Source organism: Aquiflexum gelatinilyticum, assembly GCF_024741135.1.
Lineage (GTDB): Bacteria > Bacteroidota > Bacteroidia > Cytophagales > Cyclobacteriaceae > Cognataquiflexum > Cognataquiflexum gelatinilyticum.
Window position 1 is genome coordinate 1 of sequence record NZ_JANSUY010000031.1, and the last position, 14,943, is coordinate 14,943.

The window sequence follows — 14,943 nt, forward strand, 5'->3', positions numbered from 1 at the left end:
AACGTGACTTTGAGCAATGTTGCTGTAAGCGATCCTTTGACAGGTTTGAACGTTTCTATTCCAAGTCTTGCTCCGGGTGCGGTTGAATCAATCGCTACTTCTTACACAGTCACCCAAAGTGACATCGATGCAGGAAAAGTGGACAACACCGCTTCTGCTGCTGTAGGTTCAGTGAATGTTTCCGCTTCCGAGTCGGTAACTGCAACACAGAGCCCGGCGCTTTCAATCACCAAGACAGCCACCGAGTCAAGCTTTGCCGCTGTGGGCGATGTATTGAACTATACCATTGTCGTGACCAACACGGGTAACGTGACTTTAAGCAATGTTGCTGTAAACGATCCTTTGACAGGATTGAACACTTCTATTCCAAGTCTTGCACCAGGATCAAGTGAATCCATTCCGACATCTTATACTGTAACACAGGCTGATATCGATGCGGGAAAAGTGGACAACACTGCTTCTGCAGCTGTAGGTACAGTGAATGTTTCCGCTTCCGAGTCGGTTTCCGCAACACAAAGCCCGGCGCTTTCCATTACCAAAACAGCTACTGAATCAACCTTTGCCGCTGTCGGAGATGTATTGAATTACACCATCATCGTGACCAATACAGGTAACGTGACTTTGAGCAATGTCGCTGTAAGCGATCCTCTGACAGGATTGAGCACTTCTATTCCAAGTCTTGCGCCTGGATCAAGTGAATCCATCCCGACTTCTTATACAATCACTCAAAGTGATATCGATGCAGGAAAAGTCGATAATACCGCTTCCGCTGCCGTAGGTGCTGTCAATGTATCAGCTTCGGAGTCGGTTTCTGCAACGCAAAGCCCTGCGCTTTCCATTACCAAAACAGCGACTGAGAATACCTTTGCCGCTGTCGGAGATGTATTGAACTATACCATTGTGGTGACCAATACAGGTAACGTGACTTTGGAAAACATTGCTGTAAGCGATCCTTTGACAGGTCTCAATACAACAATAGCTTCTTTGGCGCCAGCAGCTTCTCAGTCAATTCCGACTACCTACACTGTAACTCAGGCTGATTTGGATAAGGGTTTTGTGACAAATAGAGCAACTGCCTCCGGCGTTTCTATAAACGATGACCCTGCAGAAGATAGTGATGAATTTACAGTCGAGGCTTCTGCAAACCCAAGTATTGAAGTAACCAAAACTGCTGATACAACCACTTTCTCAGAAATCGGTCAAGTCATTACTTATACCATCACGGTTAAAAACACAGGAAATATCACCCTGACCAACCTTGTGGTAAATGATCCTTTGACTGGTCTGACTCAGGTAATCCCAAGTATTGCCCCAGGTCAAACGATCGCCATCACCACAGAATATGTCGTCCAACTTAAAGACCTTACTGCCGGCTCGATTACAAACAATGTGTCCGTAACAGGCAAATCTAAAGACGGTAATGATGTGGGAGGAGATGATTCTGTGACCATCGGCGCATCTTCTACCCCTATAGATGCAATTGATGACGATATGGGTGAATACCCTGTAGATTTTGGAGGAATAATAGGTAACCTACTGAACAATGACCTATTGAACAATCAGCCGGTAACCTTCACTGATGTCAACTTCGAATTCACTGAATTAGACGGCATCGTAGGTTTACTGATAGAAGAAAACGGTGAACTTAGCCTGATCCCCGGACTCAATGAAGCTCGTGAATACAGATTAAAATACACCCTTCGTGAGGCATTGAACCCTAACAACAGTGATGAAGCATTTGTGGTGTTCGAACTTTTGGAAAATGACGTTGACCTAGCTGTAACCAAAACTTCAAATGGTATTGAAATCTATGAAGGTGATGAATTCGAGTATGAAATCGAAGTCAACAACATTGGGGAGACAGATGCCAAAAATGTGGTCATTGTCGATGACTTGCCAAACGGCCTTTCTTACATCTCTACAACAATCGCTGAAAGCAGTCCTTCGATAGAAGTTGGGACCTCAGTAAATGGCTCTAAAATCACCTACACGATTCCACTTTTCCCTGCAGGATCTAAATTATTGATCAAAGTAAGGGTAAAGGCAAATGCAATCAACAGCGAGAAAGCACTTCAGATTACAAATATTGTGAGGGTTTCATCTGATGGAGAGGATACCAATATGGAAGACAACAATGATTCCGACGTCAACCAGATCAATCCTTTCTTTATCCCTACAGTCATCACACCAAATGGTGATGGCCTAAACGACAGATTTGAAATCATGGGTCTCGGTAAATTTGAAACCAATGACATTGTCATCTTCAATAGAAATGGAGACCACGTATTTGAAAGAAAAAATTATGAAAATGATTGGTTTACAGAAGGACTTGTTGCAGGAACCTACTTCTTCGTTATGAAATCAATAGATCGACAAGGAAAACTTCACGAATTCCAAGGTTGGATCCAAGTAATAAAAAGATAAGCCCTAGTATTTATTTAATTAAAACATCAAACAATCGAAATGAATCTGATTATGAGAAAATTTTTGATAATAACAGTTTTTGCAATGCTGACGGGCTTATCCGCATTTCCTGTGCATGCTCAAAACTCATTGCTAAGGTATGCAAACAAACAATTTGAGTTGGAAAACTTCAGTCATGCAGCTGCCCTATATGAGCAAGCCCATGAGCGAAAGGCCACATATGCAAATGCACAAAAAGCCGCCATGTCCTACCAAAACATTCAGGAATATGACAAAAGCTTTGAATGGTGGAAGACTACAATCAGTTATGAAGAAGCCACAAGAGAGGATTTTTCAAATTACCTGTTGTCAGCGATGAAGGCTGAAAACGGAATGACATCCCAAGACCTACTTGCGGGAAGTCCATTCAAAGAATCGGCTTTCCCGGAAATAAACTTCGAAAAAATCAGGGAGATCAACAACAAAAAGGCAAATGTCAAATTGGTTCAACCAAAAGGTATCAATAGTGACGGTTCTGATTTCAGGATCACAGAAGATGTAATCGGAAACAAATATTTCACCAGTGACAGAGGCCCAGTATTTCCTTCAGAAAAACCTGCGGTAAGGTTAGATGCCAAAAGCAATGTCTTCAGTGAGGAAAAAAGTGATCTGAATGATCGTGAATTTTTTGGAATATACCGGTATACCAACAGTGATGCCCTTGAAAAATTGGCATTTGATGTACCGGGTGGTCTGGTTTACTCAGACCCAACATTGATGGAAAGCAAGAACCTTCTTTTTTATACCACTTTTAGAAATATCAGGAAGGTAAAGAAAACAAGGGAATATGAAGTCCATCCTGAGATTTTCTTCAGCACCATTTCTGCCGAAGGTACCCTCACTGACACCAAAGCTTTCCCGATCAATGATGCTACCAAGTATGGCGTCATGCATCCTTTTATTGATGAAAATGGAAAGAAAATCTATTTCGCATCTGATATGCCAGGAGGATTGGGTGGTTTTGATCTTTACTATATCTCCTATGATGATGCTTTGAATTTTGGAAGTCCGGTCAATCTTGGTCCCGTCATCAATACATCAGAGGATGAAAGCCATCCATTTATCATGGAAGGAAAATTCTTTTTTTCATCAAAAGGGCATGCAGGACTTGGTGGAATGGATATCTTTAATTCAAACTTCTCCAACGGGGCTTTTGGCAATGTTGAGAATATGGGGGTTCCTTTTAACTCACCAAGAGATGATTTTGGATACTATATCACGTCCAAAGGTAAGCGGTACCTCTCTTCAGACAGAAAAGGTGGAATGGGAATGGATGATATTTACCTCATTGAGGACTTGAATAAATTCCTACTTGCCAGGGTAATTGATTGTAACGGAAATATCATTTCGGAAGATTTTGAAACGACTTTGACAATCCGAAACCAAAATGAAAACCTTCCAACAAGAAGAGGATCCAAATCTGAATTGTTGGCTGATCTTCTTCCCGATTCAGATTATGATCTGACAATTAGCAAAAAAGGTTACTTTAAAATCCATGACAATACCATCAGCACAAAAGGATTGGAAGGAGACACTTTAAGAAAAGAATACCGGCTCGCTCCTATTCCTTACAACATGCCTGTATTTGTCGATATTGTTTATTACGACCTTGACAAATCCCAAATCAGAACCAATGCACAGCCGACTCTGGACAAAATCGCGGAGCTGATGAAAAAGTATAGCTTCATAGACCTCAAAGTCGGTTCTCATACAGATGCTCGCGCCAGCAAAGAATATAATGAGGCATTGTCGGAAAGACGTGCTGATGCTGTCAGAGAATACCTAGCCAAATACAACATACCCGAAAGCAGGGTGAAACTAGATTGGTTTGGTGAAGAAAAACGCACCAATGATTGTGGTGATGGGGTACCATGTCCTGAAACAGAACACCAGCTGAACAGGAGAAGTGAGTTGATCTTGGAAGCATTCCCGGACAAAAATATCGATTACGAAATGCCTGCTGAACTGATGGGTAAAGACATCTGCGATCCAGCAGCTTTATTTTCAGCACTGAACCATGATATTCCTACCATCTATTTTGACTTTGACAAATCTACACTCCGACCAGTCCATAAAACCGAGTTGGAACGTCTTGCCCTTCTCCTTCAAAGGATGGCCGGCATGAATCTTCAAATCGAAGGCCACACAGATCAACGTGGCAATGAGGCATACAATATGAAACTTTCAGAACGCAGGGCAAAAGCTGTCATGGAATACCTTACCAAAAGAGGTGTTGAGGTGGACAGGATGAGCAGCGAATGGCTTGGAAAAACAAAACCTGTCAATGATTGTGGTGCGGTGCCTTGCACAGAAGCCATGCATCAAATGAACAGAAGAACGGAATTACATCTAAGGTAAATTTTACAGGATCTTATTTTTTTAACTTTAATTGAAGAGTTATTCGATAGAAAAAGAGTCTCCTTCTGGGAGACTTTTTTTGTTTTCCCCTATGCTATCAAAAAAAAGTGAATCCAACAATCCTACGATTACCGGATTCACCCTTATTCCCCTATCTAAATGTGGATGTTTGCACCACAGGCAATTACAGGGGTGTCAAAAAAAATATTTTCCAAAGGATTACAGACTATTCAATATCAAAGTGCCTTCATTGCCATCTACCAGGTTTTTACCTGTTGTGGCCGAAGCCAACATTTTGAAGAAATTGACCATTTTGTTTCCTTCCGTATCCCAATAGTAAGCAGTAGAAGGTATGACTTTCACGACGGAAATATTCGGGTCTTCTTTCCCGTCAGGAAACCAAGCATTGAGAACTGGTGACCAAAGTTCTTCGATCTTTTCTTTGTCGTAAATCAACTCGGCCACACCATTTACGATGAGGAAGCTATCTTTTCCCGGATGGGAATAGAAAAGCTGGACATTTTCATCTTGTTTTATTTCCTTGTTTTTATCGCTATCCGAGTTGCTGAAAAACCAGATATTACCTTCCTCACAAACTTTCTGTGTGCTCATGGGTCTACAAGATGCGCCATCATCTATTTTCAGGTTGGTGCAAAACATACAGATATCGATGGATTCAGCAAGTTCCTTTAATTTGAGAATTGCCTCTTCGTTTCCAAGATTTTTTATTCCGATCATTTTACTTCTGGTTTAATAATTTAAGAATCCATTTTATCACATTCCTCTTTACAGGCTTTTGCGTGTTCAAGATGGGTTCTCATGGTTGGAAGTTTCTGTGCTGCCCAAGCTTTGATTTCAGCATCTTCTGAATCGGTAGCTGCTTTTTCAAACAATTCAATGGCATCCTCATGATGCTCCACCATCAAGTCACTGTAAGCTTTTCCAAAATCATTCCCTGTTTTGTCTACAAGATCTTCGTATGTTTCCTTAGAATCTTCTGTGATCATTGTTGGAATCGAAACTGATTTCGATTGAGATAATGCCTGAAGTTCAGAAAGAGTTTTTGTATGGTCTGCTTCCATCATTTTACCCAATTCCTTTACATGCGTGGAATTACCGTTTTGTTGGGCTAATTTTCCCAAGCTGATTTCTTCTAATTGTATTTCTGCTGCGGCCATCAAAAATTTCACGCCATTGTCATTGTCAATAACAACCATTGTTTCGTCGTCACTGGTAAGTCTAGAGACATTTTCTTCTTCAGCAACTTCCATTGAATCGGTGGTTTTAGTTTCTGAACAAGATGATGCAAAGAACACGGTGCCTGCGACATAAATCGTATGCAGCACAATGGATTTAATATTGATTTGAGTTTTCATAGTATAGTTTGGTTAAGTTTTATAAAAGATGCAAGGGACCTGTTATAGCCCCTTGCATAGGGTAATGTGGAGTTCTACCAGTGAATTTCTTCACCACGGTTGGTTCTCCAATTATTTTCCAAATACTTGGCGTCTTCAGCATTTCTTGGAGTCACAGAAATAACTACATTGCCTTCTTCGATTCCTGATTCGTACAATTTTGCCCTGGCTTCAGGTATACCTGAACCTACCAAAGCACCGATTACACCTCCTGCAAGTCCACCTGCACCAGCTCCGGCCAGTCCTGCAGCAATTGGTCCCGCGATTAATATCCCAAGTCCGGGAATAGCGACACTAGTGCCAATAGCAGCAATGACACCCACGATGGCCCCTAAAGTACCTCCGATAGCGGAACCTTTGCCGGCATGCTCTGCAGCTTTGGTCCCAATCTCCGTTTCTTCTGAAGCATCATCAGAATAATGAGTTTTTCGAGTCTTATCAGACATAATCAAGTTGATGTCATCTTTTGAATAACCTCTTTCATTAAGGGTATTGTAAGCATTTTCTGTGCTTTCGCGGTCACTGAACATGCCAGTCAAAATTCTTTTTTCCGAAGTCCCATCATGTAGAACTTCTCTCTCATTGCGTTGATTTTCCATTGTAAATTAAATTGGTTTAGTTTATTTGATTATGATTCTGCTTTTACACGATTAGGTGCATTGACCCAAAACAAAGTATATGATGACAAAAACGACGATTGTTCCAAGGCATCCACCTCCCATTTTTTTTGCGCCATAGCCTGCGATCAGGCCTTTGAAAATATTATTCATTCTTTTTCAGATTATGATACTTCTTCAGCCGCCTCGATATTGACTGCGTCCATCGCAACATCAGATAATTTTAGATCGGCTTCCTTCTCTTCTTGAAGGGTACTTTCCAATAGTTCTGCGACCTTTTCCAATCCCAAGGTTTCGGCAAACTGTCTAAGCGTGCCATAAGTCGCTATTTCATAATGCTCCACTTTCTGTGCAGCGGAAATAATACCCGCATCCCGCATTGAACCTTTCTCACAATCTTCCATTATACCGGAAGCTTCTTCAATCAGCCCTTCCATGGCATCACATTTTTTTCCTTCAGCTTTAACTTTGATCAAAGAGAAAACCTCCACCAACCTACTTAAATGGCCTTTGGTCTCTTCAAGGTGTGATGTCAATGCTTGGTTCAAATCTTCCGAAGTGGCATTTTTGATCATCTTTGGAATTGCTTTTATCAATGCATTTTCCGCCCAATAGATATCTTTCAATTGGTCTTCAAACAATTTCATTAATTGTGATGATTGCATGGCTGATTTTTTTCCTGATCCGGCGCTTTCTGATCCTGATGCAGACTTTGGTGATGTGTTTTTCTTGTTTTCCATTCTTTTGTGGTTTTTTGGTTTTGGTTATATTTTGATTTTTGAAGGCCTTTGAACCTACCTTTCCTATTTTGAAGAAATGTTGCTTTCTTGAAGCTTCGATTTTTCCTTATCCTGGTACACAGACCAACTCATGATGCCATTCTTAGGAGCTGTGGCATTGTCAACTGTTTGCTTCCTTTCTGCACTCAATTCTTTATTTGCAGATTGGACAGATTTTTCTGTACGCTCAGTTCCTTTGGCTTTTTCATCTCAGGCTCATCGTTCATCTCGCCTATGATTCCTTTTTTTCTATCAGAGTTCTCTGTTTTTTCCTTTTGGTCAGGATTGTCGTTTAACTTTGATAAGATTCCATTATTATGCTCAGGTTCTTTTTTTGAGGGCTTTTTCATACTATTGTTTTATGTATTTACTGAATTTAAACAGTACAAAAATGAGGATTTATATCTTGGAATAATTACTGATTATTGTGAATATATTATATAATTCACTTTTTTAAATCCTGAAAAATAATCTTTTACCTAGCTTATTCACTGCCCAATTCAAGTAAAAAACCATCTTACTTTCCATCCTGAGCAATTATTTTCAAAAAATCACCTCCTATTTTTCCACCGACGGTTATCTAAAAAAATCCCTTTTTAGTTAGTTTCGAATTCATAAACCAAATTGACTAATGAGAAAAATTTACCTGATATGTTCCCTTTTTATAATGGTGAATTCCGCCATTGGACAGGAGCTTCCCACAAAAGGCAACTATGAGCTTGCATCGAGATTTTCGCCGGAAAAGCTAAAAAAAATGATTTTTTCCACCGAAGTAGACGCACATTGGCTTAAGAGATCCGATCGCTTTTGGTATCAATATGAAACTACTTCAGGCAAAAACTGGTACATCGTCAACCCTGTAACCAAATCAAAAACCCAACTTTTTGACAAAGACAAGTTGGCTGCTGAAATCACCAAAATAGTCAAGGACCCTTTTGACGGACAGCACCTTGATATCAGCAATATGAAATTTTTGGAGGACGAAAACACCATCCAATTCAAGATCAAAAGCACACAGGATATACTGAAAAAAGATTGGGAAGAAATCAAAGCCAAAAACAAAAGCGCAAAGGATTCTTTAGAGAAGAAAACATTTGTTTTTCGCTACAACCTAAACAGCCAACAGCTTACAGAAGTCAAGGATCCTGAAGAGGAAGCTAAAAGATTGGCCTGGGCCAACATCGCTCCAGACTCTTCCAAAATCGTGTTTGTCAAAAATGAAAACCTTTATTGGATGGACAAAGTCAACTTCAAAAAAGCCATCAAAGATGAAAAGGACAGTACTATCGTCGAAACACAACTGACAACTGACGGGGAAAAAGACTTTGGATACAGTAGTGGTTTTGGAAGGGGTGATGATAACGAGGAGGAAGAGAAAAAGAAAAATGACAGAAAGCGGGCAGGTATTCTTTGGTCAGCAAATTCAAATGAATTTATCCTGACCAAAACCGACCAAAGAAAAGTAAAAGACCTATGGGTAATACACAACACCCGCGATCCAAGACCGACCTTGGAAACCTACAAATATTCCATGCCTGGAGAAAAGGAACAACCTATCTCCTACCTACTCCATTATTCTTTTGGAACGGGAAAAATGTCTAACCTGGAAACGGCTACCTTCAAAGACCAGACTTTGGGACTATGGTCAGAAAGCTTCGCAGCATCTGCCAGAGATGATGAATTTAAGCCTGTCAAATGGCTGGGTGATGAGAACTTCTTCTATTTTTCAATTACCTCAAGGGATTTGAAAAAAATAGATATCTGCAGGTGGAACATCAAAGAAGGGAAGAAAGAGGTCCTCATCGAGGAGCGAAGCAATACGTACATCGATATTACCAAGCCTGAGATCATCACAAACGGAACAGAAATTATCCATTGGTCAGAGCGTGATGGTTGGGGTCATTTTTATCTGTATGATACCAAAGGAAATCTGAAAAGACAGCTGACTTCAGGTCCTTTCCACTCAGAAAATATCGTCCAGGTGGATGAAAAAGGCCGATTCCTTTATTTCATGGCCAATGGCAAAGAAAAAGAAGAAGACCCTTACTATGAGCACTTATACAAAGTCAGCCTCAACGGTGGGACCATTACTTTGATGAATACGGGTGATTTCAACCACAGTACCTCGATGAATGACAAGGCTACATTTTTTGTCAACAATTACTCAAGGGTGAATACTGTCCCAGCTTCAGGACTTTATGATGCCTTGGGCAAGAAAGTAATGGACTTGGAAACAGCGGACTTGAGTTCACTTTTTGCGGCAGGATACCAATTCCCGGAACCATTTAAAGTGAAGGCAGATGATGGCATTACAGACCTATTTGGAGTAATGTACAAGCCGTTTGATTTTGACAGTACCAAGTCTTATCCCATCATTGAATATGTGTATCCTGGTCCTCAGACTGAAGCCGTCAACAAATCATTTGGAAGAGGATTGGACAGAACAGACCGTTTGGCGCAGTTTGGATTTGTAGTGGTCACGGTCGGCAACCGTGGAGGACATCCTGGCAGGTCCAAGTGGTACCACAACTATGGCTACGGCAATCTTAGAGATTATGGTCTTGCAGACAAAAAAGCGACAATAGAACAATTGGCAGACAGACATGCCTTCATTGACAAATCAAAGGTTGGGATTCATGGACATTCAGGCGGAGGATTCATGTCCACTGCCGCGATGTTGGTGTATCCTGATTTCTTCAAAGTCGCGGTGTCTAGTGCAGGTAACCACGAAAACAACATTTATAACCGTTGGTGGTCAGAGAAACATCATGGTGTCAAAGAACAGATTTCACCAAAAGGAGACACCACTTTCGTCTATCAGATCGAAAAAAATCCAGACCTAGCCAAAAACCTGAAAGGAAAATTACTCTTGGTCACCGGTGATGTGGACAACAACGTCCATCCTGCCAATACCATCCGCATGGCCAATGCCCTGATCAAAGCCAACAAGAGGTTTGACTTTATTATCCTTCCCGGTCAGCGCCATGGATTTGGGGATATGACCGAATATTTCTTCTGGAGAATGGGAGATTATTTCGTCCAACACTTATTGGGAGACAATACTCCTCCACCTGTAGACATGTTGGAAGTACAGAGAGAAAAGGCACTAACCAAATAGCATACTATTAAGCCTAATTAAAAGCCAAGAAATCAGAATGATCCTGAATTTCTTGGCTTTTTTTTAAATAATATTAAAAATCACAAACCTAATGACCCGTTTTTGGTGTTAGGTGAAAATACATTTTATACTTTTAAATACTTTAAACCAAACTAACATGAAAAGAAAAGCGACGGCCGTATGGCAAGGTACAGGAAAAGAAGGCAAAGGTCATCTGACAACCCAAACAGGCGTTTTGGACAAAACACAATATTCATTTTCTTCAAGATTTGAAGAAGGTATCGGAACCAATCCTGAAGAATTGGTAGCCGCAGCCCATGCAGGATGCTTTGCCATGAAATTGAGTTTTAACCTGACAGGAGCCGAATTTCCTCCTCAGGAACTTCACGTGGAAGGTGTAATTACTTTTGAAGAAGGTACCATCAAGCAGTCTAAGCTGATCCTGACAGCAAAAGTGGATGGCATTTCTGAAGAAAAATTCGCAGAATTGGTAAAGGATGCCGAGAAAAATTGCCCGATTTCAAAATTGCTCAATACAGAAATCGTAGTAGAATATACCCTGAATTGATAAGGGATTCAAAAATCTTAATCCCGCATTTTCCTCAATTTCAAATTTGAAAAAATAGGGATATGCGGGATTTTATAGAACTTTTTCTCTTTGGGGTGAAGAGGATACCAATTTTGCAATGACGACGGCAGGATACAAAATCCCAAAAGTCGAAAGGAATACAGACAACATTTTTGCACCGATACTGACAGGAAGCATGTCTCCAAATCCAACCGTGGTAACACTAACCAAACTAAAATAAATATAATTGCCAAAATCACGGTCTCTACCTTCAAAAGTCATGTCTCCCGATATCGCGTTTCCATTTGATAATTGCATCAATTCAAATCCGAATGAACCCATAAGCGCCACAAGCAAATATACATTGATGGCTCCAATGACGCGGTAAAGATTGACTTCGCTGTTTCTAAACAACAACCTGAAATTGATGATAGAAAATACAAGCAGGTTGAGCAGAATAACTATTCTTTCTTCAAAGTAAAATTCATAAGGATTGTCGCTGAATCTGATCATCCTCAGTACCAAATGGATCACAACCAAAGTTGCTGCTATGGTAAAAAACAGTCTTTCCCTTGCAGAAAACATCCCGATTACAAATAGCATGATAAACATGGTATTTAGAAAATAGGTTGAATCTTCCTTGTGGTGGATCAATATTGGCAGAAAAAAAACTGTAAATAAAAGCATTACTAATAAAGTGATAAAGGAGGCATCTGATTCCCAATATCTCTTTGACTTCTGAAGAATTCCTTTCATTAATGTTGGTTGTTTCTTGGACGGGCAACAAAATTTAGCTGATATTATTGGAATTTCAAAAGTGGAAATCAATAAAGACAAAAGCTTAAATCCATAAAAAAATCCCGGACTTTCGACCGGGATTTTGAATTTTATGCTGCATTCCTTGCCGCATTGATGATGCCAAACATTGTCCGCAAAATCAGCTTTTGCAACACGGGATCATCTTCTCCTTTGTCTAACATGGTCTGTATCGCATATTGCTGGATGGTGATCACAGGCAAAACGATTTTCTCCCGGATGGCTATGGATTCTTTGGAGGTGAGGTTGTCCTGAAGCAAAGTATCCATGCCCGAAACTTCAAGAAGCATCTGAATGGATCTTTGGTATTCTTCAAACATCAAGGTCCAAAGGTCACTGTATTTTGGATTGTCTTTGAGATAGGCTGTTGATTTGTAAAATGACTTGGCCAAAGACTGCATAGAATTTCCAAGCAATGACCTGAAAAACAGGGAATCATTATACAACTGCTGCGCTTCAGGAAATTTACCAGCTTTCTTCAAGGCCTCCAAAGAAGCACCTACACCAAAGAATCCTGGGATATTTTGCTTCATCTGTGCCCATGAACCTACAAATGGAATGGCACGCAAATCTTCAAATTTAAGTCCTGTATCTTTCCCTCTTTTTAAAGGACGGGAACCAATATTGACCTGTCCGAAATATTTCAAGGGAGTGACGTGTTCTAGGTAGGGCAGAAACTGTGGATGGTTTTTGAAATCTCTATAAAACCCGTAAGAGAAATCAGCCATCTGATCAATCAGAGCACGTTGACCCGCATTCAGCGTTTTTTCTGAGGAAGGATACAATTCATTTTCTATCCCTGCGCAAAGCAGTTGCTCCAAGTTGTAGGTACAAGAAACAGGCTTACCATAATTGGCAGAAATGGTCTGTCCCTGGATAGTCACCTGAATCTCTTCATTTTCTACCTGTTGCCCAAGAGAAGCGTAGAAGTTATGCATGTTTCCTCCACCCCTTGCAGGAGGTCCTCCCCTTCCGTCGAAGAAAACAACACTGACATCATTGAGTCTTGAAACTTTTGTCAGCTCTTCTTTTGCAAGGAGAATGGACCAATTGGCGCGGATATAGCCACCGTCTTTGGTACCGTCAGAAAATCCCAACATAATGGTTTGCTTTGATTTTCTGCTTTCCAAATGTTTGCGGTAAGCTTCATTCTGATAAAGCTGCTCCATGATATTGGGCGCCTTAGCAAGATCATCAATGGTCTCAAAAAGCGGAACAATATCCAAAGGCAGTTTCTCAACATCTTTTCCTAATGTCAATTGTGCCAATCTAAAAACCTCCAAAACATGAAGGGCGGACTGGCAATTTGAAATGATATATCTGTGTAATCCGTCCTCTCCGTTGTTTTTTTGGACAATCTTGATCGCATCAAAACTCCTCAACATGTCATGGTGAAATTCGTCCTTGAGAGAAGTGATTTCAGGAAGTGAATCTATCCCTTGGATAAAAGTGATTTTTTCTTCTTCGCCAAGCTTATGATAAGCTTGGAGCGCTTCTTTTCCGAATTGATTCTCGATGATTTCATCCCAAAGTCCATCATGCTTACGGCTGTCCTGACGCACGTCCATATTTGCAAAATGAAAACCGAATATTTTTACTTTCAGAATGAACTCGTCCAATTGCTCAAGGAATAAGCCGTCATGTAATTCAATAAGGGCTTTTCTTGCTTCCATCAAATCACTAATCAATGCCTCTTTGGATAAATAAAAGTTTTGGTTGTCAAAAAGAGAATCAAACAGACCATTCTCAATTTTCAACATAATCGGTTCGACATTTTTGAAAGTCAACCTTCTTTTAAGTTTTCTGACATCACGGTAATAGCACCTTACTATCCATTTTTGGAGTTTTTCAGCGACCTTCACTGTGGTATCATGGGTGACAAATGGATTGCCATCCCTATCTCCTCCCGGCCAAAAACCAACTTTCAACAATCCGGGGTTGTCCCACTCGTCTATAGGAATATCAAGGCTATTCAATAACCTGGTAATGATATCGGGCATGCTTTGGTAGAACACATTAACCAGAAACCATATCAAACTTACAGCCTCATCCAGCGGCGTAGGTTTGTCTTTGTTGATAAAACCGGTTTTGCCCAATTGCTGCAGGAGCAGGTTGATATTACCTAGGTCATTGTCTCTGATGGCGGTTTCAAGATCGGTGATGATCCCAAGGACATTGCCCGGATAAAACTGAGTCGGGTGGGCAGTCAACGTTAACCTGACCGAGAAGTTCTTCAGTTTTTCAATCAAAGCCTCCCGCTTTCGATCATTGTCGACCCTGGTGATTAAGGCCTTTACACTCCCTTTTCCTTTGATATCATGTATTCTTTCAAAAGCTGCATCTTCTATGGAATCAAACAAAACTACCTGCCTCTCTACATATTGTACCATTTTAAAAAGCAAATCATGGCGCTCTTCCTCTGAATTGTTGGCCATCATTTCATTAAAAAATCCCCTGATGATTTCTTTTGGGGTTTTGTCTTTTTCGAATCCTTCCTGACATTTACTGGACAAAATCGGCAGTAGAGTCCCGGTTCGATGGATATCACTGAAGGGCAAATCCAAAAAAAGACTGTTGTAAATCGTAAATCTTTTGGAAACTTCGGTTTGATAATGGTTTTTGGACATAATCGGATCAATAGGTTTATTGATCGTGAATTTAGCAAAAAATAATAAATCAGGCTAGTTTTTGGTTTATTCGATAATGAAAAGCTATTTTTTTACCTATTTTTCAAAATATATTGACTTTTTTTTCAAATAATTCTAAAAAATCAAATATCTCCTTCAAACAGCAACCCAACAACGAAGAT

General features: G+C 40.3%; 11 protein-coding genes. 4 read left to right on the forward strand and 7 right to left on the reverse strand.

Annotated elements, in window-relative coordinates; translation table 11 throughout:
- Positions 1-2,424: DUF7507 domain-containing protein (locus NU887_RS20720; RefSeq protein ID WP_258425305.1), on the forward strand; the 2,424-nt coding region annotated here is incomplete at its 5' end.
- Between the two features lie 51 nt (positions 2,425-2,475).
- Positions 2,476-4,821 carry an OmpA family protein gene (locus NU887_RS20725; RefSeq protein WP_258425306.1) on the forward strand — a complete coding sequence of 782 codons (2,346 nt, stop codon included), beginning with the start codon at positions 2,476-2,478 and terminating at the stop codon, positions 4,819-4,821.
- Between the two features lie 219 nt (positions 4,822-5,040).
- On the opposite strand, the gene NU887_RS20730 is transcribed toward NU887_RS20725, so the two are convergent.
- The 5 genes from NU887_RS20730 to NU887_RS20750 all read right to left on the reverse strand — a co-directional run bounded on the left by NU887_RS20730 (position 5,041) and on the right by NU887_RS20750 (position 7,982).
- Positions 5,041-5,559 carry a pyridoxamine 5'-phosphate oxidase family protein gene (locus NU887_RS20730; RefSeq protein ID WP_258425307.1) on the reverse strand — a complete coding sequence of 173 codons (519 nt, stop codon included), beginning with the start codon at positions 5,557-5,559 and terminating at the stop codon, positions 5,041-5,043.
- Positions 5,560-5,579: 20 nt separating this feature from the next.
- A complete protein-coding gene (locus NU887_RS20735; RefSeq protein ID WP_258425308.1) occupies positions 5,580-6,197 on the reverse strand; it encodes a DUF4142 domain-containing protein in 618 nt (205 codons plus the stop codon).
- 74 nt (positions 6,198-6,271) lie between these two features.
- On the reverse strand, positions 6,272-6,835 hold the full coding sequence (locus tag NU887_RS20740; RefSeq protein WP_258425309.1) for a hypothetical protein: 564 nt from the start codon (positions 6,833-6,835) through the stop codon (positions 6,272-6,274).
- 182 nt (positions 6,836-7,017) lie between these two features.
- A complete protein-coding gene (locus NU887_RS20745) occupies positions 7,018-7,593 on the reverse strand; it encodes a YciE/YciF ferroxidase family protein (RefSeq protein ID WP_258425310.1) in 576 nt (191 codons plus the stop codon).
- 185 nt (positions 7,594-7,778) lie between these two features.
- Positions 7,779-7,982, reverse strand: coding sequence for a hypothetical protein (locus tag NU887_RS20750; RefSeq protein ID WP_258425311.1), 204 nt, complete (start codon positions 7,980-7,982; stop codon positions 7,779-7,781).
- Between the two features lie 281 nt (positions 7,983-8,263).
- On the opposite strand from NU887_RS20750, the gene NU887_RS20755 reads away from it, so the two are divergent.
- Together NU887_RS20755 and NU887_RS20760 are read left to right on the forward strand one after the other, a co-directional pair.
- Positions 8,264-10,750 (forward strand): S9 family peptidase, encoded by a 2,487-nt coding sequence (locus NU887_RS20755; RefSeq protein ID WP_258425312.1) that lies wholly within the window; start codon positions 8,264-8,266, stop codon positions 10,748-10,750.
- Between the two features lie 157 nt (positions 10,751-10,907).
- The gene (locus NU887_RS20760) at positions 10,908-11,318 is read left to right on the forward strand and encodes an OsmC family protein (protein WP_258425313.1); all 411 of its coding nucleotides are present in this window, start codon (positions 10,908-10,910) and stop codon (positions 11,316-11,318) included.
- Positions 11,319-11,390: 72 nt separating this feature from the next.
- Here NU887_RS20760 and NU887_RS20765 read toward each other — a convergent pair whose 3' ends face one another.
- On the reverse strand, positions 11,391-12,074 hold the full coding sequence (locus NU887_RS20765) for a potassium channel family protein (protein WP_258425314.1): 684 nt from the start codon (positions 12,072-12,074) through the stop codon (positions 11,391-11,393).
- A gap of 131 nt (positions 12,075-12,205) precedes the next feature.
- Positions 12,206-14,761: a phosphoenolpyruvate carboxylase gene (locus NU887_RS20770; RefSeq protein WP_258425315.1), complete on the reverse strand. Its 2,556-nt coding sequence runs from the start codon at positions 14,759-14,761 to the stop codon at positions 12,206-12,208.
- Positions 14,762-14,943: the final 182 nt, after the last annotated feature.

Bases quoted from the DNA above. Each gene is read 5' to 3' on its own strand.
- NU887_RS20760 (WP_258425313.1), top strand. From the start codon at position 10,908: ATGAAAAGAAAAGCGACGGCCGTATGGCAAGGTACAGGAAAAGAAGGC.
- NU887_RS20755 (WP_258425312.1), top strand. From the start codon at position 8,264: ATGAGAAAAATTTACCTGATATGTTCCCTTTTTATAATGGTGAATTCC.
- NU887_RS20725 (WP_258425306.1), top strand. From the start codon at position 2,476: ATGAGAAAATTTTTGATAATAACAGTTTTTGCAATGCTGACGGGCTTA.
- NU887_RS20745 (WP_258425310.1), bottom strand. From the start codon at position 7,593: ATGGAAAACAAGAAAAACACATCACCAAAGTCTGCATCAGGATCAGAA.
- NU887_RS20765 (WP_258425314.1), bottom strand. From the start codon at position 12,074: ATGAAAGGAATTCTTCAGAAGTCAAAGAGATATTGGGAATCAGATGCC.
- NU887_RS20770 (WP_258425315.1), bottom strand. From the start codon at position 14,761: ATGTCCAAAAACCATTATCAAACCGAAGTTTCCAAAAGATTTACGATT.
- NU887_RS20750 (WP_258425311.1), bottom strand. From the start codon at position 7,982: ATGAAAAAGCCCTCAAAAAAAGAACCTGAGCATAATAATGGAATCTTA.
- NU887_RS20730 (WP_258425307.1), bottom strand. From the start codon at position 5,559: ATGATCGGAATAAAAAATCTTGGAAACGAAGAGGCAATTCTCAAATTA.
- NU887_RS20735 (WP_258425308.1), bottom strand. From the start codon at position 6,197: ATGAAAACTCAAATCAATATTAAATCCATTGTGCTGCATACGATTTAT.
- NU887_RS20740 (WP_258425309.1), bottom strand. From the start codon at position 6,835: ATGGAAAATCAACGCAATGAGAGAGAAGTTCTACATGATGGGACTTCG.